The sequence below is a fragment of the Actinomyces sp. genome (assembly GCF_030530635.1).
GTDB lineage: Bacteria > Actinomycetota > Actinomycetes > Actinomycetales > Actinomycetaceae > Actinomyces.
In genome coordinates this window covers 82,841-103,721 of sequence record NZ_JAUMUL010000001.1, presented here as the reverse complement: position 1 = coordinate 103,721, position 20,881 = coordinate 82,841, and the positions used below count along the sequence as shown (strand labels likewise).

Here is a 20,881-nt window from a genome sequence, read left to right as displayed (position 1 = left end):
TCCGCACCCTGCCTGCCGAACTATTCACCGCCCCCCGCCGAGATCGGTTGAACTTACGTACCGAAATCGGTCGGCGGTCGAGGATCACGCCGCAGGCAGTCCTGCACGGCCGCCACGATCTGCTCGTCGGTGAGCGCGAGCCCCCGCATTCCGGCGACGCAGTACGCCGCGAGTTCGGCCGCACTGCGCCCGCCCACGGCCGCGGGCGGCGCGACGATCGTGCCGGTGCGCCGGTTGGTGCGGACCAGGCCGGCCTGTTCGAGTTCTCGGTAGGCCCGGGCAACCGTCCCCGGAGCGACCCCGAGGTCCGCTGCGAGCCGACGTACCGAGGGCAGCCTCGTCCCGACGTCGAGATCCCCGGCGACGATCTGCGCCCTCAACTGGTCCCGGATCTGCTCGAAGGGGGGTGTCCGCCCGGAGGCGTCGACCGTCAGCACGCCCGCCCCTCCTGCGCAGGCCCCGAGAGGTCATGGTCGCGCCACAGCCCCAGGGAGGGGTTGCGCACCCGCCGTCCGCGCTGCCACGGCACGAGAATCGCCGCCCAGCAGGCGAGCCCCACAAGAAGGGCGGCCAGCCCCAGGAGCGCGGTCAGCTCCATGCCCCGGGCACGCACCTCCGGGGCGATCAGCCACGTGGCAGAGGTCCCGAGAATGATCAGGGTCGCCAGGAGCCCGGTGCCAACAACCACGTCGAGCACTCCCCTGACGGCGCCCGAGCGCAGCGCATCATCCCAGGCGAGCTCGAGGTCGCCGTGTGCCCGCTGGGGACGATCGGCCAGGACCGCTGCGAGCCGCAGGCAGAGCATATCCGCGACTCCCACACACGCCCCCGCGCCGATGACTGCCGCGAGCACCAGCCACCCGCCGTCCGGGCGCAGCGGGGTCAGCACCCACACGCCCAGGGCGGCGATGCAGGCGAAAGCGGTGGACAGGACCGCAAGGAGCGCCGCACGACGGTCCCAGCGGTCGCAGTAATCCCTCCACGTCGTGGCCCGGGCGCGGGCCACCCGGGGTGCGGCTGGGAGAGGATCGACCACCTCCCGCATCAGGCCGATGATCGCGCCGGTCGCATGCCCAAGAGCAGTGGCCAGGAGCGTGATGAGCGGTACGAGGTGGACGGCGCCGAACGCCTGGACCGCCGCGGCCATCGCGACACCCGCTGCCCAGCCGCCCCAGCCCCAGGCGACGGCGGTATGCGACCGCAGATGCAGGCGCGAGAGCAGCTGCTGCCGCAGGTCGGGCGGCAGCACGAGCCCCTGTCCGGCGAGGTACTCCTCGGTGTGTTGATCCCGGCCGGAGCCGTCCCGGAGTGCGCTCGCGGCGGGCAGCTGGAATACGACGGCGGCCACGAGCACCCAAACGACGAATGTCGACATCACCGACCTCTCACTCAGTGTACCAACACACTCAGTGTGTCAGTACACCGCCTGACTGTCAACTCCCACGGGTCCACCCAGCGACTCCGAGTCGCTCACGATGCGCGCCCTCAAAGCATCACTATTCGTGATCGCGAAGCGGTGCAGACGACCTACCTCATGCCATGCGCCCCGGGACGGAGCGTCGGCATACCAATGGCCACGGGCGCCGCATCCGGCTCGGGCTCGGCGTGGGATTCACGGCGACGGCGCTCCCAGGCATCCCCGGCCCGGGTGCGCCGCACCTCGAACAGGGCGGGGCCGCCGTCCAGCCAGATGCGGTCCCCGGCACCTCGGCCCGCACCATCCACGGCCGCCCCATCGGCCGCGACGCCGCAGCGGGCGGAATCGGCAATGAGGTTGTGGGGGGCGCCGTGCGTGACGCGGACGATGAGCATGTCTCCGGGCCGCGGGGCGCCGGCGGCGTAGTCGTCTGCCGCCAGCCCGACCGGCAGGGCGGCGTGCACCAGGCGGTTGTCGGCGGCGCGCCCGGAGATGCGTGCCGTGGCCCGGTCGCGGCGGCCCTCGCCCTCGGCCACGAGGATCTCGACGATGCGCCCCTCCTGACGCTCGTTCTCCTCCCGGGTGATGCGCCGCACCAGTTCGTCCAGACGGGCGTAGCGCTCCTTGACCACCTCGATCGGCACCTGGTCGGGCATGCCCGCGGCCGGGGTGCCCGGGCGTGGGGAGAACTCGAAGGTGAAGGCGGAGGCGAAGCGGGCCTGCTCCACGACGTCGAGGGTCGCCTGGAAATCCGCCTCGGTCTCGCCGGGGAAGCCGACGATCAGGTCGGTGGTGATGGCGGCCTGCGGCATCCGGTCGCGCACGCGCTCGAGGATGTCGAGGAACCGGCGGGTTCGGTAGGAGCGGCGCATGGCCCGCAGGACCCGGTCCGATCCGGATTGCAGCGGCATGTGCAGGCTCGGCATGACCGCGGGCGTGTCGGCCATGGCGTCGATGACGTCGTCGGTGAAGGCCGCCGGGTGCGGGCTGGTGAAGCGCACCCGCTCAATGCCCTCCACGCTCCCGGCCGCGCGCAGCAGGCCGGCGAAGGCGCCACGCTCACCGAAGCCGACACCGTAGGAGTTGACGTTCTGCCCCAGCAGGGTGACCTCGATGGCCCCCTGGGCGGCGACGGCCTGGACCTCGGCCAGGATGTCACCGGGGCGCCGGTCGCGCTGCTTGCCGCGCAGGGAGGGGACGATGCAGAAGGTACAGGTGTTGTTGCAGCCCACCGCGATGGACACCCAGGCGGCGTAGGGCGACTCACGCCGGGTCGGCAGAGTGGAGGGGAAGACCTTCAGGGACTCCTCGATCTCGACGGCGGCCTCGGCGTTGTGGCGGGCGCGGTCCAGCAGTGCGGGTAGCACATCGATGTTGTGGGTGCCGAAGACGACGTCGACCCACGGGGCCTTCTCGACGATCCCCTCCCCCATCTGCTGGGCCAGGCAGCCGGCCACGGCGATCTGCATGCCGGGGCGCTCCCGCTTGACTGCGGCCAGCTGACCGAGGTTGCCGAACAGGCGGGTGGCGGCGTTCTCCCGCACGGAGCAGGTATTGATGATGACGACGTCCGCACCGCCGTCACCGGCCGCGGTAGCACGCGCCGCCACCTCGGGAACGTCCTCGGCGCGGCGGTATCCCGCCTGCTCCAGCAGGCCCGCCATATGCTCGGAGTCGTGAACATTCATCTGGCAGCCGAGCGTGCGCACGTGGTAGGTGCGGGGAGGGTCCGCGCCCCATGACCGTTTGTTGGAGGAGGCGGTGCTGCCAATCGTCTCGATCGTAGTCATCCCGCGAAGTGTAGGCCTGATCAGCGCTCTGAACGACGTCCGTGTTGGCAGCCACAGAGCCGTCGCGGCGCCACGGATCTCCTCTCCTGGGATAGTGGAGGACTCAGCCGCGCCGCTGGGCCAGGCGGGCGTCGTGCTCCGCGGCAGCGGCGAAGGCGGCACCGGGTGCGGCCACCGATCCGAAGCTGGCCAAGTCGCGGCGGAAGACGACGGCCGCGAACCAGTCCATCATGATCCGCACCTTCCGGTTGAGAGTGGGCATGGCATAGACGTGATAGCCGCGGTGAGCGGTCCAGGCCGGAATGCCACGCAGGTTGTGCCCCATGATGCGGGCCACCCCCTTGCCGATGCCGAGAGAGGCGACGGTGCCGAGGTTCTCGTGCCGGTAAACGGACAGCTGCGGCTGCCCGTCGGCATCGGCCGTCAGAGTCTTCACCAGGTTGTCGGCCAAGACCTTGGCCTGACGGACCGCGTGCTGAGCGGTGGGTGCACAGGTGGCCTCCGGATCGTCGCCGGCCAGGTCGGGCACGGCCGCACAGTCGCCTGCGGCCCAGGCACCATCCACGACCACGCCCTCACGGGCCACCTGCAATGTGGGCAGGGCGGTGACGCGGCCGCGCCCCTCAATGGGCAGGTCCGAGTCGGCCAGCACCGGGGCCGCCTTTACCCCTGCGGTCCACACAATGGTGTCGGCGTCGAACTCGGTGCCGTCGGACAGGACCACGTGTCCGTCGACGCAGGAGTTCAAGAAGGTGGATAGCCGCACGTCGATGTCGCGCTCCCGCAGTTGCTGCAGGCCGTAGCCGGACAGCTCCTCGGTGAGTTCGGGCAGGATGCGGCGGGTGCCTTCTACCAGCACGAAGTGCACATCGCTCTGTTCGATGCTTGGGATCTTGGCCACAGCGGCGCGGGCCATGTCCTCCAACTCGGCGATCGCCTCCACGCCGGCGAAACCGCCGCCCACGAATACGAACGTGAGCAGGCGCCGACGCCGGTCGTGATCCCAGGTGGAGGCGGCCTCTTCGATGCGGGAGAGCACTCGGTTGCGCAGAGCGAGCGCCTCCTCCACCTGCTTGAAGCCCAGGGCCTGCTCGGCCAGACCGGGAATGGGCAGGGTACGTGCCTCGGCACCCAGGGCGAGCACTAGGTGGTCATAGGTCAGTGGATAGGGCTCGGGGGTGATTCTGGTGGACTCGGGTATGGGGGGCGTGACGGTGACGCTGCGGTGTGCGTGGTCGATGTCTGTGACTGAACCGGTCAGGATGGTGATGCCGTCCAGGCCGCGACGGTGGGAGGCGACCACATGCCGCGGCTGGATGGAACCGGCGGCGACCTCAGGCAAGAAGGGTTGGTAGGTCATGTACGGGCGCGGATCGACGACGGCGATCTCCACCTCATCGGTATTCAGCCGTTTACGCAGCTCCCGAGCTGCGATGAAGCCGACGTAACCGCCGCCGGCAATGAGCACACGGGGCGGACGGTGACGCCTATCGCCCAGAGGAACCGGGGGCACATGCAGGCGCCTCGGTCGAGCGGTCAGGGCGATCGCGGCACCTGCGGCAAGTCCGGCGGAGGTGAGGATGATGGCGACGGGACGTCTCATAGCGCAAATGTAAGGGTTGCCTTATGTAAGGAGGAAGCGGCGTGGGAATCATTTCCGATGATTCGCCTCACACCCCCACCGCCTTAGAGGCAACACCTCCCCCACGACCTCAGAGGCCGAAGCCTCAGCCAGCCGCTCCACCTACGGCACGCAGACCCCGCTGGCGGGCCAAGACCTCGGCGCGTCAGGTTTAACCGCCACCACGCTCAGCCTTAAAGCCGAACCAGACACGCTCCGCCCCGATGAGCTCGGCGGAGGGAGAGTTCTCGCTCAGCGACATCTCCCAGTGGCACGGCACACCGCTGTCCGCCGTCACCAACAAGCAGGACGACAGCAACAACATCGTTCAACTCGGCTCTGCAGAGCTGCTCACCACCGATGTGAGAATCGCCGGCGAGTTCTTAAGCCGACAGCCTGCTACTCAGCTCCAAGTTGACGTATACGACTATCGCGACCTGCTGATCCCACAGGACTGAGGCCAGGCGCGCAGGCGCTTCAGCTCACCCGACCGCCGACTCTCCGGCCCGACTAGCCGCTTCAGCGACAACCGAGCGGGCTAAGCGCCCCAGTCATTTGCCGACGCAGCCTCCGCAGCCCCGCCGACAAGGGCGTTGCCGACGTCCTCCTCCGCCAGCGCCCGATCGACGGCGCGGGCGGCGACACCGGCGGAGTATCCCTTGCGGCCCAGCGCAGCCAAGGCCCGCCGACGGCGCACAGCCGTCTCCAGCCCCCGGCCGACCGCCAGACGTTTACGGGCCAGCGCCAAGGCGGCAGTCTCCTCGTCCTCTCCGTCGATCTGCGCCAGCGCGGCCCGGATGTGCTCTTCACCCAGACCCTTACGGCGCAGTTCATCCGCAATGGCTCGCCGGGCAGCTCCCTTCTCTGCGAAGCGGGTGCGCGCCAGGCGGGCGGCGTAAGCGGCGTCGTCTATCACTCCCGCCGCTTCCAGGCGATCCAGGACCTCCCGGGCGACAGCCGGATCGACCTCCTTGCGCTCCAGCAAGTGCGCCAGCGCAGCGCGCGGAGCAGCGGAGCGGTCGAGGCGGCGCAGCACGACGTCTCGGGCCGCCTCAACCTGCTCGGTGTGAGCGTCAGGGGTCAGCCAGGGCATCAGAAACCGCCGGCATCCTCACCGAACATCGCATCGGCCTCCTCAGCCGCTGGGGCCTTCTTCTTACGTCCACCGGTCTTGGACGCGGCAGAGCCCTTCACCGGTGTGGGGCGGGCGGCCTTCTCCGCCGCGGCCTTGTCCGCCGCGGCCTCACGGGCCTCGCGACCGGGTTCGCCGATGCCGAGGGCGGCCAGAATCTTGTGCTCGATCTCATCAGCCAGCTCGGGGTTGTCCTTGAGGAACGCCCGGGCGTTCTCCTTGCCCTGACCGAGCTGGTCGGTGCCGTAGGTGAACCAGGCGCCGGACTTGCGCACAATGCCGTTCTCCACGCCCAGATCGATAATGCCCCCCTCGCGGGAGATCCCGCGGCCGTACAGGATGTCGAACTCGGCCTGCTTGAAGGGAGGAGCCATCTTGTTCTTGACGACCTTGGCGCGGGTGCGGTTGCCGACCGGCTGATCGCCGTCCTTGAGGGTCTGGATCCGACGCACGTCAATGCGCACCGATGCATAGAACTTCAGAGCCTTGCCGCCGGTGGTGGTCTCGGGATTGCCGAAGAAGACGCCGATCTTCTCGCGCAGTTGGTTGATGAAGATGGCGGTGGTGCCGGTTGAGGACAGTGCGCCGGTGATCTTGCGCAACGCCTGACTCATCAGCCGGGCCTGCAGACCGACGTGCGAATCTCCCATCTCCCCTTCGATCTCCGCCTTAGGCACGAGGGCCGCAACGGAGTCAATAACGATGATGTCCAGCCCACCGGAGCGGATGAGCATGTCGGCGATCTCCAGGGCCTGCTCTCCGGTATCCGGCTGGGAGACCAGCAGATTGTCGGTGTCCACCCCCAGGGCCTTGGCGTAGACAGGGTCGAGGGCATGTTCGGCATCGATGAAGGCGGCATTGCCACCGGCCTTCTGAGCACTGGCGACCGCATGCAGGGCAACCGTGGTCTTGCCGGAGGACTCGGGCCCGTAGATCTCCACGATGCGGCCGCGGGGCAGGCCGCCCACCCCGAGGGCGACGTCGAGCGCAACGGAGCCGGTGGGAATGACCGAGACAGGCGGTCTGACATCCTCGCCGAGCCGCATGACCGAACCCTTGCCGAAGGACTTGTCGATCTGGGCGAGAGCGGTGGCCAGGGCCTTGGAACGGTCCTGCGTCTGGGTTGCGGTGGGCATTGTTGTTCCTCTGTTCTCATGCGGCTCGCCGCCGCGGTGGATACGGCTGGTCCTGTAGTGAGCGTCCCTCTCCGGGGCTCACGAGCGACGTTATGCCGGACCACTGACATGTTTCACGATCCCTTGACCATCCCTGTGGATGAGGGGTGCACGAGCGTCGCCTGTGGACCACAGTAGGCGAACAACTGTTCGAATGCGAGCGGTGTTCAACGCGTGTCGCGACGGCGCCCGCGCAGGTCATCGCGGAACACCCAGCGGTCCGCTTCACTGCGGTCGGTGTCATCACACAGGGCATGCCAAACCTCACGCGGCGGCACGCCCGCGTCCAATGCCTCGACACTGGTGCGACCAATGCCGGTAAGGACCAGATCCTGCGCCAACGAGCGGCCGTAGGTGGAGCCGAACACCGTGTCGACGGCGCGCCAAAACTCCGAGTGCTTCATGAGAATCCTCACGGTAGTAACAGACGGCAGAGGACGCTTGAGCCGCCGGCGTGACGCGGACGCTCCGACGTGACCTCGGGCGCACGTCCTGGAACCGGTCCGGCCGGTGCGTGCGGTCGGGAAGTATGGCTCCGCTCCCCTCCGCGGCACAACCGTGCCCGGATGTCGGCCACCGGGGCGGTCGACATCCGGGCACGATTAGGAAGCGTTCGATTCAAAGGCAGGAGCAGTGCCAGCGCCGTGTCTCAGCGGAGAGTCAAGCCCTGCTGCTGGCGGACGAGCTCGTCCGGGATCGTATCGGGCACGGCCACACCCTCAGCAACGGCAATGCGATCAGAGACTTCGCGCAGTACCGCCGACAAGGGGGCGTCGAGTGCCTGACAGATGGAGGCCAGCAGTTCGGAGGAGGCCTCCTTCTGACCACGTTCAACCTCCGAGAGGTAGCCGAGGGAGACCCTGGCCTGACCGGAGACCTCACGCAGGGTGCGCCCCTGGTGCTGACGCACCGAACGAAGCACCTCGCCGATCTCGCGACGCAGGAGGATGTTCTCATGCTTGTTCGCCCTGGCCTCCACGACGGCGCCCTGCCCCGCCGCGGAGGCTTGCCGCATCGGTGCACGTCCAACCGGGCGCGCAGGGCGGGTAGTGCGGGGGTGAGTCACGTTGTTCATCGTGTGGCACAACCATTCATCCGGCGGTTTCATTCCCGCCGCCGGCAGAACCTCCACCGGCGGCACTGTTCAGATCTTTGCGGAGAAGTCTGGAAGTAACCTGGAGGTCGCGTCGGGATCTCCCAAGTCGACAATTCAGGTCGCCGCCGACGTCATTCTGAGCCCGCCTCAGGGTCCGCCCCAGGCCCCGGTACGGCCTCAAGCAGGGCACCGGCGAGAGCCAGCACCGCCGTAGTGGCGCCGTCACGCACGGCATCCCGGTCCCCGGACAGGTGCAGTTCACGGGCCAGTGTCCCCCAGGGGGAGGCAACGGCCACGTGCACGGTGCCGGCCTGATGCCCGTCGGCCGCACCCGGACCGGCCACTCCGGTAGTCGCCAGCCCCAGGTCCGCATCCATGAGCCGGACCACACCTGCCGCCATCTGCTTGGCGACTTCGCCGTCGACCGGGCCGGTTGCGTCCAGACACTCCGAGTCGACGCCGAGCACCTGCTTCTTGACACGGGTGGCGTAGGCCACCACTGCGCCAACGACGACGGCGGATGCCCCGGGCACGCTTACCAGCGTGGAGGCGACCTCACCGCCGGTGAGAGACTCGGCCACCGCCAGAGTGAGGTTCCTCTCCTCCGCCTTGGCCAGCAGGAAACGGGCTGCCTCCACCAGTGTGTTGCGGCCGACGTCCGACGCGGACGGCCTGGCCCCGACCTGCTCCGCCGATGCCGTCATGCAGTCTCCTTAGTGCGTGCGATCCGCCGTGCTTGGAGCACGTAGTCCACCCCGGTGACGACGGTGACCACCAGGGCGGCTCCAATGGCTGCGTAGGCGATCATCATGAGCACGGCGACCGCCGGCTCCGGCAGGAACAGCGCCCAGGGCACGAGCAGACCGATAATCCCCGTCATCTGCAGCACCGTCTTGAGCTTGCCACCCCGGGAGGCGGCCATGACGGCGCGGCGCAGCATGAAGAAACGCAGCACCGTGATGCCCAGTTCCCGCACGATAATGGTGATCGTCACCCACCACCACAAGTGGCCGTCCAAGGACAGCAGTACGAAGGCGGACAGTGTCAGCGCCTTGTCGGCGATGGGGTCTGCGATCTTACCGAAACTGGTGATCAAGCCCAGGGAGCGGGCCAGCTGTCCATCCAACTTGTCCGTTATGGCCGCCACGATGAAAACGACTGTGGCGCCCAGACGCACCGGCTCACCGCTCTGGAGCATCAGCCAGATGAAGACGGGCACCAGTATGAGCCTCAGCACCGTCAACGCGTTGGCAACGTTGAGCAGCGGAGCACTTCGCTCCTGCGCAATGGGAGTCTTCGCAGTCATCACGGCAAGCCTACTTCGCCTGAGCCCGCTCATGCAGCACGTGCTACACCAAGACCCTGCGCCGGGTACGACGCGCACGGCATCTCACCAAGAGGCGCCGCGGCCGGTCAGGCTCCAGGCATCCTCGGAGTCCTCCTCGGCGGCCAGATCATCCCAGGACTCCGACTCTCCCGAGCCCCGCTCCGCCTCCAACGGGTCGTTGCCGTAGCGGTCGGTGAGCGTGGTCGTGGCGACGGCGTCGGCCGTGGACGCAGCGGTGTCGTCCACGCCGCCCTCGTCAGGCTCGGCGTCGGCATCCTCAGCACCGGGGGCTGATCCCTCGCCCTTGATCCAGGCGAGGGTCTCCTCCAGCTGCTCCGGCTGAACCAGCACCTCACGGGCCTTGGACCCCTCAGAGGGGCCGACGACCTCCCGGGTCTCGAGCAGGTCCATGAGCCGGCCCGCCTTGGCAAAGCCGACCCGCAGCTTGCGCTGGAGCATGGAGGTGGAGCCGAACTGGCTGGTGATGATCAGTTCGGCGGCCTGCAGCAGCAGGTCCATGTCGTCGCCGATCTCCTCATCAATCTGCTTCTTGACCTCCGGGACGATCACGTCCTCGCGGTAGTCGGGCTGCAGCTGGCCCTTGACGTGGTCGACGACGGCACGGATTTCAGACTCCGTGACCCAGGAGCCCTGCACGCGCACGGGGGCGGAGGCACCGGGGCCCAGGTAGAGGGCGTCTCCCTGGCCGGTGAGAGTCTCAGCGCCGTTCTGGTCGAGGATGACGCGCGAGTCCAGCTGCGAGGCGGTGGCGAAGGCCAGCCGGGAGGGCACGTTGGACTTGATCAGCCCAGTCACCACCTGCGCGACCGGCCGCTGCGTGGCGAGCACCAGATGGATGCCGGCTGCGCGGGCCAGCTGGGTGATGCGCTGAATGGAGGCCTCGACGTCCTTGGGCGCGGTCATCATCAGGTCCGCCAGCTCATCGACCACCACCAACAGGTAGGGGTATGGGGCGATCACGCGTTGGGATCCGGGCAGGGGCTGCACCTCGCCGGCACGCACCGCCCTGTTGAAGTCGTCGATGTGTTTGAAACCGAAGGAGGCCAGGTCGTCGTAGCGGGCGTCCATCTCCCGCACCACCCATTCCAGGGCCTCGGCGGCCTTCTTCGGGGAGGTGATGATGGGGGTGATCAGGTGTGGAATGCCCTCGTAGATGGTCAGTTCCACCCGTTTGGGGTCCACCAGCACCATGCGGACCTCCTCGGGCGTGGCCCGCATCATGATGGAGGTGATCATGGAGTTGACGAAGGAGGACTTTCCGGAGCCGGTCTGGCCGGCGACCAGCAGGTGGGGCGTCTTGGCCAGGTTAGTGACCACGTAGTCGCCCTCGACGTCCTTGCCCAGACCCACCACCAGCGGGTGGGCCTGCTTCTTGGCGGCCTGGGAACGCAGCACGTCACCGAGCTTGACCATCTCCCGGTCGGAGTTGGGGATCTCCACGCCGATGGCGCTCTTGCCGGGGATCGGGGTGAGCAGGCGGATCTCATCCGAGCCCACCGCGTAGGCGATGTTCTTGGCCTGGCCGGTCACCCGGGACACGTTCACCCCGCGACCCAGGTGCACCTCGTAGCGGGTGACCTGGGGACCGCGCGTGTAGCCGGTGACGGTGGCATCCACACCGAACTCGGTGAACACGTCCTGAAGCCGGTTAACGATGGCGTCGTTTGCGTCAGTGCGGGTGGCATGACCGTGGCCGGGCTCCAGCAGCGATTCCTCGGGCAGCCGGTAAGTGGACCCGTCGGGCAGTTCCATCTGCGCCAAGGCGATGGCGTCGGCGAAGTCCTGCTCGTCCGCGACGACGGGAGTCTCCTCGGTGGCGGCGTCGGGCTCCGCGCGAGTGGCGGGCGCCGCCGCGTCACCCGGCGTCGGCGACGACTTGCCCCTGCCCGCGGCCTTCGCGGCCTTGGTGGCATTGGACGTCTTGGAGGTCTTGGGACGTCGTGCGGGGGCGGCCTGCGCGTCGGCGTCGAGGGGGACGTCGACCTGCGGGTCCGGGAGCACGCTCGTAACCGCGTCACTGGGAGTGGGTTCGGCGTGGTTCCGGGTCCGCTTGCGACGGCCGCTGCCCCGGGGGCGCTTATCGGTCTCGAGGGCGGTGCGGAAGGGCTCGTCGCCGTCGTAGGCCTCCAGACGGACAGTGGGGGCGTCATCCGTTCCGGCCACGGCACGGCGCACGCGCCCCAGGGTGCGGGTGGCGAGGTTCGGGGCGGCGTCATCGTCCCCGGCCCCGCGGCGCTCGGCCAGGAGCTCGCGAATCTCGGCCACCGTCTTGCCGGAGACGACCAGTGCGGAGAAGGCGATCAGCAGGATGAACAGAATGACGGCGCCCACCGCGCTGAACAGGGTCGCCAGGGGGTAGCCGACCACCCATCCCAGCAGTCCACCGGCCTCCTCCAGAGGAGCGATCCCGTAGTCGAGGGAGGGGTTGCCGGAGCTGACGTGGATGATGCCGGCCACCCCGGTGAGCACTCCCAGGCAGCCGACTCCCACACGTACCGGAGTGCCGGAGAAGGTGTGGGCACGCAACATCGCCACGCCCAGGGCCGCTAACAGCAGGGGCACGGCTATGCCGAGCACCCCGAGGGGGCCGGCGGCGATGTGATGCAGCACGCCGCCGGCGGCGCCGGAGATGCCGAACCACTCGCGCAGGCCGATCACTACTGCGAGTGCCAGCACGACGAAGGCCCAGCCGGTGCGGCGGTAGCGTCCACCGGAGGGTCGGGAGGGGGACGGCGAGGTCTTGGTGCGAGGGTTGGCCATGATGCTTGCAACGCTACCCGTGTGCCCACGGGACGGCGGGCCTGCCACGCCGAATCACTCACTCAGGAACGCGTCTATCTCGTCTCGCCGAGGAGCGCGCGCCGGTCCGATTCGACTGACGGCCTCCGCGGCGGCGGCGTTGGCGCGGCGCGCCGCGGCAACGACATCAAGCCCGTCCATGAGTCCGACCACCAGCACACCGGTGTGGGTATCGCCGGCGCCGGTGGTGTCCACCACATCGCGGGCGAAGCCGGGCACTTCAATGCGATCGCCGCCGACGGGCCACATGACACAGCCGTGCACGCCGGTGCGGCGCACCAGCAGGCCGTCGGGGCAGTCGCGGCGCAGTGCCTCGGGGCTGCCCAGCCGGGCGGTCAGCTGGGTGATCTCGAAGTGGTTGCCCGTAAGCAGTGTGGTGCGGCGCAGGATGGGCAGCAGCACATGGTCGGGGATCTCCGGCTGCACCGGCCCCAGGTCGACGACCAGCCCCACGCCGTCGGGCAGCCGCAACAACCAGGAGGCCAACACATCGCGGCTGGAGCGGTGCACCAGGTCGTAACCAGTGGCGTAGACCCAGTCTCCCGCCTGAAGTTCCAGCCGTTGGAGATCCTCCAACTGGGGCTCGGCCTCCACACCCTCGGTGGTGATGAAGGTGCGTCGCCCACTGGGCTCAATCAGGGTCGTGCAAGTGCCGATGTCACCGACCAGTTCTTCCACGAGCAACTCGACACCGTCGTGCATCATGGTCTCGCGCACCTGGGCCGAGTTGGGCCCGGTGCCCAGGGTGGCGGCAAGGGCCGCGGGCAGCCCCTGGCGGGCGACGGCGGATACGACGGTGTAGCCGCCACCCACGGTCGGTCCTGCCGAGGTGGCGGTGACGGCGCCCCCGGGTGCCGGGACTCGCTCGACGTGCAGAGGCAGGTCAATCAGAACAGATCCGGTGGAGATGAAGCAGGCGGGGCGACGCATGGCCCTGTGCCCGTTCCCCTTACTGATGAGCGTGCTGCGCAGGGCGTTCATGCTTCGATTACCACGGGAACAATCATGGGACGACGGCGCAGGCGGCGGCCGATCCATCGACCCAGGGTGCGGCGCATGGCCTGCTGCAGGGAGTGGGCGTCGGCATTGCCCTTGTCCAGAGCGTCGGCAAGCGCCTTCGTGACGTCCGGCAGGACCTCGTCGAACACGGAGTCGTCCTCGGCCACGCCCCGGGCCTGAATATCCGGACCGGCCAGGATGGTGCCGGTGGAGGTCTCCACGACGGCATACACGGAGACGAAGCCCTCCTCTGCGAGGATGCGCCGATCCTTGAGCTCGGTCTCGTCGATCTCGCCGACCGAGGAGCCGTCCACGTACACGTAGCCGCAGGGGACGGAACCGGCGATACGGGCCCGGCCGTCGGTCAGGTCCACCACCACGCCGTCCTCGCACAGCATCACCCGGCTTGGAGCCACCCCGGTCTTGACCGCTAGCGCCCCATTGGCCACCAGGTGGCGAATCTCACCGTGTATCGGCATGACGTTGCGAGGGCCGACGATGTTGTACACATGCAGCAGCTCCTCGGAGGAGGCGTGTCCGGACACGTGCACCTTGGCATTGCCCTGGTGGACCACGCGCGCCCCCAGACGCATGAGCTGGTTGATAACCCGGTTCACGGAGTTCTCGTTTCCGGGAATCAGGGATGAGGCGAAGATGACCGTGTCTCCGGGTTCCACTGTGACGGAGCGGTGCTCGCCGTGCGCCATGCGCGACAGGGCCGCCATGGGCTCGCCCTGGGAGCCGGTGACCATCAGGACTCGTTCCTCGGGCGGCAGGGAGGTCAAATCCCGAGCGTTGATCAGTACCCCTGCGGGGACCTTCAGGAAACCTCGTTCCGCCGCGATACCCATGTTGCGCACCATGGAGCGGCCGATCAAGGCCACCCGCCGACCGTGAAGGGCGGCGGCATCGAGCACCTGCTGCACCCGGTGCACATGGCTGGCGAAGGACGCCACGATGATCTGCTGGTCGGACTCGGCGAAGACGCCGTCCAGGACCGGGCCGATCTGGTTCTCATGCCCGATCATGCCCGGAACCTCGGCGTTGGTGGAGTCGACGCAGAACAGGTCCACGCCCTCATCGCCGAAGCGAGCGAAGGAGCGCAGGTCGGTGATGCGCCCGTCGATGGGCAGGGAATCGATCTTGAAGTCGCCGGTGATGAGCGCCGATCCCGCCGAGGTGCGGATCATGACCGCCATGGCGTCCGGAATCGAGTGGTTGACCGCTACGAACTCCAGGTCGAAGGGGCCGTATGAGACCTCCTCATGCTCGGAGACGACACGCATAACCGGGTGAAGGCGATGCTCGGAGAGCTTGGCGGACACGAAGGCGAGGGTGAGGTCGGAACCGATCAGCGGGATGTCTTCGCGCAGTCGTAGCAGGTAGGGCACGCCGCCGATGTGGTCCTCATGACCGTGGGTGAGCACCATCGCGACCACGTCGTCGAGACGGTCCTCGATGTAGGTGAAGTCGGGCAGGATGAGGTCGACGCCAGGCTGGTCCTCCTCGGGGAAGAGCACACCGCAGTCCACGATGAGCAGTTTGCCCTCGACTTCGAACACGGTCATGTTGCGCCCGACCTCGCCGAGGCCTCCCAGGGGGACGACGCGCATCGCTCCGTCGGGGAGCGGGCCGGGGGCGGAGAGCTTGGGGAAGTTGGTCACGGCGGCGAGTGTAGCCACTTACGCGGCCGAGGGGAGGCATCGGGGAGTCACTCGCGACTGCCGAAACGATCCCGGATCGGGGGTCGAACACCCGGGCGGAGGCCGCCGGGGAAGTTCCCGGGACCGGACGAACAGGAGGAGCGACGCCTTGCACCATGCGCAGGAATCATTCCCACGTCACATGAATACGGCGCAAACCACGGCAAGTGATAAGAAAGTACCCCGTACCGGATTTGAACCGGTGCTGCCGCCGTGAGAGGGCGGTGTCCTGGGCCGCTAGACGAACGGGGCCTGCCAACAGGCTCCATTCGGAACCGTGGCTCGTACCCCGTACCGGATTTGAACCGGTGCTGCCGCCGTGAGAGGGCGGTGTCCTGGGCCGCTAGACGAACGGGGCCTCATGCAGTTGTGCCGGCGGGCGACGGGGCCGCGGTGACCGCATCCGCAGGATGGCGGTCGAACTCCGTCACTCTCCGCTGGGGTACCAGGACTCGAACCTAGAATGGATGAACCAGAATCACCTGTGTTGCCAATTACACCATACCCCAAGAGATTGGTGCGCCTGAGCGGCTGGCGCCCGGGCAGCGATCGGTAATCTACACGCCAGTCCGCTCGGCGCCAAGTCGGACTGCCGTGAGTGCAGCCACACCCACTCCGGTCAGGGCCGCGGTGATCGCCCACCCCGCCCTGGAACATGGGTAGCACTCCCCGGCCGGAGGCGCTGCGCCCGGACACGGACCGCCTTAAACTGGCGTCTTAGAAGGCTTTACAAGGCTGTGCAAGACTTCCCCACCCGGAGGAATGATGACTTCTCTTCGCTTCCCGCGCCACCGGACCGTACAGGTCCTGGCCGCTTCCCTCTGCCTGGCATCCGGCCTCACCCTGGGGGCATGCGGCTCCAGCTCCGGCGAAGCAGCCACCACTGCACCAAGCAGATCAAGTCAGTACGTGGCCAATTCAAGCCCCGTCCCCATCCCTACGATTGCGGCCACGCCGAGTCCGACCCCTGATAACGGCATGAGAAGCCGCGGACCCGAATCACCAACTGCCGCTGCGCCCGACCACAAGCAGACCAAGGAGGCCTGGAGCGCGCCGTCGTTGAAGTTCTACAACGAGGACACCTCCGTCTGGTACCAGGATGACTCCGTGGTCAATACCGACTCGGTCTCCGACAAGGGCAACATTGAGGGCTTCAGGACCTGGGACCACGCCTGCATCGGCTATGAGACCCGGGACATCTCCGAGCGCATCCACTACCTGGGCCTGGATGACGACACCATGAGTTCGCTGCTGGTTGCCGTGAGCGACTCCGTGATCTCCGACTATAACGAGACCGGCCGGGAGACCCTGGACCTGGTGCGCGATGATGGCGGCACCATGGAGGGCTACTCGGTGACCTGGACCGGCACATTCAACTACGACGACGGCACGTCGGAGTCCGTGGAGGGTTACAAGTTCGCCCGCGCCGTCGGCGAGGCCGGGCTCGACTTCAGCGTTGAGATCATCTGCTCCAGCGGAAACAACGTCTCCGCGAGTCAGTGGCACACGATCCTGTCGGGTATCCGCATTGAGGGGCTGAAGGCAGGCAAGATGGACGACTGACGCCGTGCTCGCGCGGCGCGCGGGATACGCGCAGGCACCACCCCGACGGGCGACCCGTTGACACCCTGCGCGTGCGGTGAACGGGAGCGGAAGGAGCAACGGCCTCAGCCGACTCGCGGGGGCCTCACGGCGCGGACCGCGGACGCTGCGGATACACGGGCGGGCGATGCGTCCTCTAACATGCACACGCATTCGCCCCGGTAACACGCCTTTGCCTCCAGACGCACGAGTTTTGGAGTTCTGCACGGTTTAAACACTCGCAAACCTCCAAAAAATCGTGCGCCCGACGTGAACTCGTGTATTCGGGGCGAACTCGTGCGCGCGGGGCCTCCCTGGAGGAGGCCTACCTCTACCTGGTCCCCATGGCGCCAAGTCGTGCGCACGGGGCCTCAGTCCCACAGCGCCCGCCGCCGTCGGGCCTTGGCGACGACGGTCGCCGGAAACATCGCCAGGACATCCTGACCGAGCCGAGCCGGGTCGCGCAGGTGCTCGGAGGTGAACCGTTTGAAGGTCCAACCGGATGACTCCTGGATGAGATCCTGGCGGACCTTCTCATCCCAGGTAGTGCCCGTAACCAGATACTTGCCGCGACCGTCGTACTCCGCCGCGATTCGCAGCGCCGGCCAGGCCATATCCAGGAAGAAGCTGCGTGACTGACTGGGAATGTCGATGCGCTGCTGCAGCACCGCGGAGGGCAGCCCGAAGGCCTCAACCTGCCAGCGCACAACGCTCTCCCCCGGCGATTCGGAGAAGGGGCTGGCGATCTGCGCCACGGCTCGCGCCCGGACCGCTCCTTTACGCGGGCCCTGATCCATGACGGCCTGCAGGAGCCTGGCGCGAACCTCCCTCCACCGACGTCGCGACTCGGCGGGCTCACGACGGTCCGGGCGAACCAGAGCGCGCATGGCCGAGTCGACGACAGTGATGGATCGGCACGCTGGCAGATCGAAGGCACAATCGACCGCGGTTCTCAGGAGATCGGTCACAACGATGCCCTGAATCGTGACAAGCTGCTCGTCAGGAATGACCAGTCTCCGTCGCCGCAGCCGTATGAACCGTCTACCTGTTCCCTCCTCCTGCGGGCGGGGCGGATACCCGCGCCGGAACTGCAGACCGGGCAGGGCCAGGATGGTCGACGACGGGCGTCGCGGCAGCGCGGTCCACACATCCGGCTCGGGATCACGGACCCACAGGCCATGCAGCAGGGCGGCGGATTCGTGGGTCAAGGCGATTGTGCTGCGACGCGTCTCCCAGGCACCTCGGCAGCGCGCAAGGCTGGCCTCAAGTTTCTGTTGCCAGACTTCCGTTGCCTCGGAGGGGCGGTAGTACACGCCGCGCATCAGGCGGATGAGTTCAGGCCGGCGCGGCAGGTGGTGCAGGTTGCTGGCCGCCGACAAGATGACCGGCGGCAGTGACGGCGGAGTCGGGTAGGCATCCATGCGCCGATCCTGAACTTCGACGTCACCCAGCGCCAGTGAAGACGGCGAGCCCTGTGGATTGAGGGTGCACGAACCGCACCTGTGGACGCCGGCGAGGCGTAACTCGGCATTCGGTGGTGTACGTCGGGCGCTAACCGTGCCGGTCGACCGGGCTGTGTGGGTCTGAGGCCCCCGCCCACGCGAATAGGCGCCTGGCACACGGATTCACGTGATGTACACGAGTTCGCACTCGTGCACACAAGTTCACGCCAGGCGTCAGCCCAGGCGCGTGCGCAGCGCACGCAGACGCGCCAGGGAGGACTCGGCCCCCAGGATCTCCATGGACTCGAACAACGGCGGGGACACCTGCCTCCCGGTCACGGCCACGCGCAACGGCCCGAAGGCCAGGCGCGGCTTGATCCCCATGCCGTCAACAATGGCCGCGCGCAGGGCCTCCTCCAGCACCTCGGTGCGCCACGGCACGGGCAGATCCTCCAACGTGGCAATGGCGGTGTCGAGCACCTGCGGGGCGGAGTCCTTCAGCCGGGACACGGCCCGCTCGTCGATCTCGAGCGCGGCATCGTCCACCAGCAGGAAGCCGAGCATGTCGCGCGACTCGCGCAGCAGTTGGATGCGGGTCTGGATCAGCGGAGCCCCCGCGGAGAGGACCTCCTGCTCACGTTCCGTGAGATCGGCGAATGCGGTGGCGCTCACCAGGGGGCGCGCCGCCCAGTCGGGGTCGGCCGGGTCGGGGTAGACGTCGGCGAGATATGGCACCAGCCGGTCACGGAAGTCATCGCCGTCCAACTGACGCAGGTGCTCGGCGTTGATGGCCTCGCACTTCTTGGGGTCGAAGCGCGCCGGATTGGGGTTGACATCAGCGATGTCGAAGGCGGCCACCAACTGGTCTGGAGTGAACACGTCCTCGTCCTTGGACAGGGACCAGCCCAGCAGGGCCAGGTAGTTCAGCAGCCCCTCCGGCGCCATCCCGCGGAAGCGGTGGATCAGCAGATTCGATTCCGGATCGCGCTTGGACAGTTTCCTGTTCCCCTCCCCCATCACGTAGGGCAAGTGGGCGAACTCGGGCACCCTGTGCGCCCGGCCGATCTCCATCAGGGCCCGGTACAGCGCCACCTGCCGAGGCGTGGAGGACAGCAGGTCCTCCCCGCGCAGCACGTGAGTGATGCCCATGGCGGCGTCGTCGACGGGGTTGACGAGCGTGTAGAGCGGGTCACCACCGGCGCGCACGACCACGTAGTCGGGCACGGAGCCGGCCTTGAAGGTGACCGGACCACGCACCAGGTCGTGGAAGGTGATGTCCTCGTCCGGCATGCGCATGCGCAGCACGGGCCGGCGGCCCTCGGCGCGGAAGGCGGCCTTCTGCTCCTCGGTGAGGGCGCGGTCATAGCCGTCATAGCCCAGCTTGGGATCCTCACCCCTGGCGCGATGGCGCGCCTCGATCTCGGCGGGGGTGGAGAAGGACTCGTACAGGTAGCCGGCTTGGATCAGCTCAGCGGCGACCTGCCGATACAGCTCGGTGCGCTGGGACTGGCGGTAGGGGGCGTGAGGGCCGCCCTTGGCCACCCCCTCGTCCCAGTCCAGGCCGAGCCAGCGCAGCGAGTCGAGAATCGCCTCGAAGGAGTCCTCGGAGTCGCGGGCGGCGTCGGTGTCTTCAATGCGCAGCACGAAGGTGCCGCCGGTGTGACGCGCATACGCCCAGTTGAACAGGCAGGTGCGCACCATGCCGACGTGGGGAGTGCCGGTGGGTGAGGGGCAGAAACGAACGCGGATCGGCGCGGAGCCGGACGCGGGCAGGTTGAAGGCCGGGGGGATGGTGGTGTCGTCACTCATGATGGGCCAACCCTAGCCGCCCACGCCCCCAGTCCCGCACCGGCCCCGGTGGCGCACTTCCATACGGGCCGGTGACGCCACCCACCGCCCCGGAGGCCGGGGAGCGCTCCCCATCGCGCTCGCCACCGGCTCCCACTAACGTAAGTGACATCCCCGTAACCTACACCCAGGAGCACTCCATGATTACAACAACCCTTCGGAAAGCACACCTCACCCGCCGCGGTGCGGTGGCGCTGCTGGCTCTTGGCCTAGCACTCCCCGGCATAGGCGCCTGCGACGACGAGGCTCCAGTGACCGTGGCTCCTGAGACCGAGCAGTCCAAGCCCACCGGTGACTCGCCCGATCCTGACCCGTCCGCAACGGCCGCTGCCCCGGACGCCGGACCCAGCCCGCAGAGCCGGTCCACCGACGCCCCGGCCACAGATGCCGGCGACGACGCGCCCTACTGGTCCTTCCCCGTCATGGTCAACGGGTGGCGCTTGGAGAGATTCGATGAGGACGGGCGTAACCAAATGGACCGCACCGACGGCAAGTGCCTGTATGAGAGCGGTCAGGACCTGTATGTAGGCTCGAACTCCGGTGATGTCAAGGAGACCCAGTTCCAGGCCGACTCCTGGGTGGAGTACCTTGAGCGCGAGTACAGCGATGTCGACTCCACGCAGAAGACCGACACCACCGTCACCGACTGGTCGGGCAACCCGGTGGAGATGATCAAGGTCGAGGCCGAGTACCGCGCAGGCGGGAAGGAGTACAAGGCGATCACCTGGGTACGCGTGTTCACCACAGTGGCGACACCCGTCAGGATGTCGCTGAACTACACCTGCGCGGCCGACGCCATCGACGAGACCGAGCTTGAGGGAATGATGTCCGACACGCGCATCGTCAACCCGGGCCCGGACAAAATGAAGGACGGTGTGCCGGACAGTCGTCTGACGCCCCCTCCGTGAAACCCTCCAGCGGCAAGGACGA

Annotated in this window: 18 protein-coding genes and 3 tRNA genes; 3 read left to right on the top strand and 18 right to left on the bottom strand. The window is 67.8% G+C overall.

Annotated elements, in window-relative coordinates; genetic code table 11:
* Positions 1-53 precede the first annotated feature (53 nt).
* The 4 genes from Q4A20_RS00485 to Q4A20_RS00470 all read right to left on the bottom strand — a co-directional run bounded on the left by Q4A20_RS00485 (position 54) and on the right by Q4A20_RS00470 (position 4,810).
* Complete coding sequence (locus tag Q4A20_RS00485; RefSeq protein WP_303118868.1) at positions 54-437, bottom strand: GntR family transcriptional regulator; 384 nt, start codon at positions 435-437, stop codon at positions 54-56.
* Positions 431-1,375 (bottom strand): hypothetical protein, encoded by a 945-nt coding sequence (locus tag Q4A20_RS00480; RefSeq protein ID WP_303118865.1) that lies wholly within the window; start codon positions 1,373-1,375, stop codon positions 431-433. The genes Q4A20_RS00485 and Q4A20_RS00480 overlap by 7 nt, the downstream gene beginning before the upstream one ends.
* A 152-nt stretch (positions 1,376-1,527) precedes the next feature.
* Complete coding sequence (gene miaB, locus Q4A20_RS00475) at positions 1,528-3,207, bottom strand: tRNA (N6-isopentenyl adenosine(37)-C2)-methylthiotransferase MiaB (RefSeq protein ID WP_303118863.1); 1,680 nt, start codon at positions 3,205-3,207, stop codon at positions 1,528-1,530.
* A 103-nt stretch (positions 3,208-3,310) separates the two neighbouring features.
* Positions 3,311-4,810 carry an NAD(P)/FAD-dependent oxidoreductase gene (locus tag Q4A20_RS00470; RefSeq protein WP_303118860.1) on the bottom strand — a complete coding sequence of 500 codons (1,500 nt, stop codon included), beginning with the start codon at positions 4,808-4,810 and terminating at the stop codon, positions 3,311-3,313.
* A 242-nt stretch (positions 4,811-5,052) separates the two neighbouring features.
* Here Q4A20_RS00470 and Q4A20_RS00465 point away from each other — a divergent pair, with 242 nt between their 5' ends.
* Positions 5,053-5,286, top strand: a complete 234-nt coding sequence (locus Q4A20_RS00465; protein ID WP_303118858.1) for a hypothetical protein — start codon at positions 5,053-5,055, stop codon at positions 5,284-5,286.
* A gap of 80 nt (positions 5,287-5,366) precedes the next feature.
* Here the strand turns inward: Q4A20_RS00465 and Q4A20_RS00460 are convergent, their stop codons facing one another.
* The 12 genes from Q4A20_RS00460 to Q4A20_RS00405 all read right to left on the bottom strand — a co-directional run bounded on the left by Q4A20_RS00460 (position 5,367) and on the right by Q4A20_RS00405 (position 15,589).
* Positions 5,367-5,921, bottom strand: coding sequence for a regulatory protein RecX (locus tag Q4A20_RS00460; RefSeq protein WP_303118856.1), 555 nt, complete (start codon positions 5,919-5,921; stop codon positions 5,367-5,369).
* Entirely contained in the window at positions 5,921-7,096 is a 1,176-nt protein-coding gene (gene recA / locus Q4A20_RS00455; RefSeq protein WP_303118855.1) for a recombinase RecA, read from the bottom strand. The genes Q4A20_RS00460 and recA overlap by 1 nt, the downstream gene beginning before the upstream one ends.
* A gap of 206 nt (positions 7,097-7,302) precedes the next feature.
* Positions 7,303-7,539, bottom strand: a complete 237-nt coding sequence (locus tag Q4A20_RS00450; RefSeq protein ID WP_303118852.1) for a DUF3046 domain-containing protein — start codon at positions 7,537-7,539, stop codon at positions 7,303-7,305.
* A gap of 245 nt (positions 7,540-7,784) precedes the next feature.
* On the bottom strand, positions 7,785-8,150 hold the full coding sequence (locus tag Q4A20_RS00445; RefSeq protein ID WP_303118849.1) for a helix-turn-helix domain-containing protein: 366 nt from the start codon (positions 8,148-8,150) through the stop codon (positions 7,785-7,787).
* A 212-nt stretch (positions 8,151-8,362) separates the two neighbouring features.
* Complete coding sequence (locus Q4A20_RS00440) at positions 8,363-8,935, bottom strand: CinA family protein (protein ID WP_303118847.1); 573 nt, start codon at positions 8,933-8,935, stop codon at positions 8,363-8,365.
* Positions 8,932-9,537 carry a CDP-diacylglycerol--glycerol-3-phosphate 3-phosphatidyltransferase gene (gene pgsA / locus Q4A20_RS00435; RefSeq protein ID WP_303118845.1) on the bottom strand — a complete coding sequence of 202 codons (606 nt, stop codon included), beginning with the start codon at positions 9,535-9,537 and terminating at the stop codon, positions 8,932-8,934. Before pgsA ends, Q4A20_RS00440 begins: the two co-directional genes overlap by 4 nt.
* Before the next feature lie 84 nt (positions 9,538-9,621).
* Positions 9,622-12,339, bottom strand: a complete 2,718-nt coding sequence (locus Q4A20_RS00430) for a DNA translocase FtsK (protein ID WP_303118843.1) — start codon at positions 12,337-12,339, stop codon at positions 9,622-9,624.
* A gap of 54 nt (positions 12,340-12,393) precedes the next feature.
* Positions 12,394-13,308 (bottom strand): PfkB family carbohydrate kinase, encoded by a 915-nt coding sequence (locus tag Q4A20_RS00425; protein ID WP_303119016.1) that lies wholly within the window; start codon positions 13,306-13,308, stop codon positions 12,394-12,396.
* Positions 13,309-13,355: 47 nt separating this feature from the next.
* The gene (locus tag Q4A20_RS00420) at positions 13,356-14,990 is read right to left on the bottom strand and encodes a ribonuclease J (RefSeq protein ID WP_303119014.1); all 1,635 of its coding nucleotides are present in this window, start codon (positions 14,988-14,990) and stop codon (positions 13,356-13,358) included.
* A 269-nt stretch (positions 14,991-15,259) separates the two neighbouring features.
* Positions 15,260-15,332 (bottom strand) — tRNA-Glu (locus Q4A20_RS00415).
* Between the two features lie 33 nt (positions 15,333-15,365).
* Positions 15,366-15,438: transfer RNA gene (locus Q4A20_RS00410), tRNA-Glu, on the bottom strand.
* Between the two features lie 79 nt (positions 15,439-15,517).
* Positions 15,518-15,589 (bottom strand) — tRNA-Gln (locus Q4A20_RS00405).
* Between the two features lie 469 nt (positions 15,590-16,058).
* Here Q4A20_RS00405 and Q4A20_RS00400 point away from each other — a divergent pair.
* On the top strand, positions 16,059-16,643 hold the full coding sequence (locus tag Q4A20_RS00400) for a hypothetical protein (RefSeq protein WP_303118840.1): 585 nt from the start codon (positions 16,059-16,061) through the stop codon (positions 16,641-16,643).
* Positions 16,644-17,032: 389 nt separating this feature from the next.
* Here the strand turns inward: Q4A20_RS00400 and Q4A20_RS00395 are convergent, their stop codons facing one another.
* Positions 17,033-18,082 carry a hypothetical protein gene (locus Q4A20_RS00395; RefSeq protein ID WP_303118838.1) on the bottom strand — a complete coding sequence of 350 codons (1,050 nt, stop codon included), beginning with the start codon at positions 18,080-18,082 and terminating at the stop codon, positions 17,033-17,035.
* A gap of 255 nt (positions 18,083-18,337) precedes the next feature.
* Positions 18,338-19,912 carry a glutamate--tRNA ligase gene (gene gltX / locus Q4A20_RS00390; protein WP_303118835.1) on the bottom strand — a complete coding sequence of 525 codons (1,575 nt, stop codon included), beginning with the start codon at positions 19,910-19,912 and terminating at the stop codon, positions 18,338-18,340.
* 179 nt (positions 19,913-20,091) lie between these two features.
* Here gltX and Q4A20_RS00385 point away from each other — a divergent pair, with 179 nt between their 5' ends.
* Positions 20,092-20,859, top strand: coding sequence for a hypothetical protein (locus tag Q4A20_RS00385; protein WP_303118832.1), 768 nt, complete (start codon positions 20,092-20,094; stop codon positions 20,857-20,859).
* The last annotated feature ends 22 nt before the right edge of the window (positions 20,860-20,881 follow it).

Coding starts and splice junctions, on each gene's coding strand:
- Q4A20_RS00480 (WP_303118865.1), bottom strand. CDS start 1,375: ATGTCGACATTCGTCGTTTGGGTGCTCGTGGCCGCCGTCGTATTCCAG.
- miaB (WP_303118863.1), bottom strand. CDS start 3,207: ATGACTACGATCGAGACGATTGGCAGCACCGCCTCCTCCAACAAACGG.
- Q4A20_RS00470 (WP_303118860.1), bottom strand. CDS start 4,810: ATGAGACGTCCCGTCGCCATCATCCTCACCTCCGCCGGACTTGCCGCA.
- Q4A20_RS00465 (WP_303118858.1), top strand. CDS start 5,053: ATGAGCTCGGCGGAGGGAGAGTTCTCGCTCAGCGACATCTCCCAGTGG.
- Q4A20_RS00460 (WP_303118856.1), bottom strand. CDS start 5,921: ATGCCCTGGCTGACCCCTGACGCTCACACCGAGCAGGTTGAGGCGGCC.
- recA (WP_303118855.1), bottom strand. CDS start 7,096: ATGCCCACCGCAACCCAGACGCAGGACCGTTCCAAGGCCCTGGCCACC.
- Q4A20_RS00450 (WP_303118852.1), bottom strand. CDS start 7,539: ATGAAGCACTCGGAGTTTTGGCGCGCCGTCGACACGGTGTTCGGCTCC.
- Q4A20_RS00445 (WP_303118849.1), bottom strand. CDS start 8,150: ATGCGGCAAGCCTCCGCGGCGGGGCAGGGCGCCGTCGTGGAGGCCAGG.
- Q4A20_RS00440 (WP_303118847.1), bottom strand. CDS start 8,935: ATGACGGCATCGGCGGAGCAGGTCGGGGCCAGGCCGTCCGCGTCGGAC.
- pgsA (WP_303118845.1), bottom strand. CDS start 9,537: ATGACTGCGAAGACTCCCATTGCGCAGGAGCGAAGTGCTCCGCTGCTC.
- Q4A20_RS00430 (WP_303118843.1), bottom strand. CDS start 12,339: ATGGCCAACCCTCGCACCAAGACCTCGCCGTCCCCCTCCCGACCCTCC.
- Q4A20_RS00425 (WP_303119016.1), bottom strand. CDS start 13,308: ATGCGTCGCCCCGCCTGCTTCATCTCCACCGGATCTGTTCTGATTGAC.
- Q4A20_RS00420 (WP_303119014.1), bottom strand. CDS start 14,990: ATGCGCGTCGTCCCCCTGGGAGGCCTCGGCGAGGTCGGGCGCAACATG.
- Q4A20_RS00400 (WP_303118840.1), top strand. CDS start 16,059: ATGAGAAGCCGCGGACCCGAATCACCAACTGCCGCTGCGCCCGACCAC.
- Q4A20_RS00395 (WP_303118838.1), bottom strand. CDS start 18,082: ATGGATGCCTACCCGACTCCGCCGTCACTGCCGCCGGTCATCTTGTCG.
- gltX (WP_303118835.1), bottom strand. CDS start 19,912: ATGAGTGACGACACCACCATCCCCCCGGCCTTCAACCTGCCCGCGTCC.
- Q4A20_RS00385 (WP_303118832.1), top strand. CDS start 20,092: ATGATTACAACAACCCTTCGGAAAGCACACCTCACCCGCCGCGGTGCG.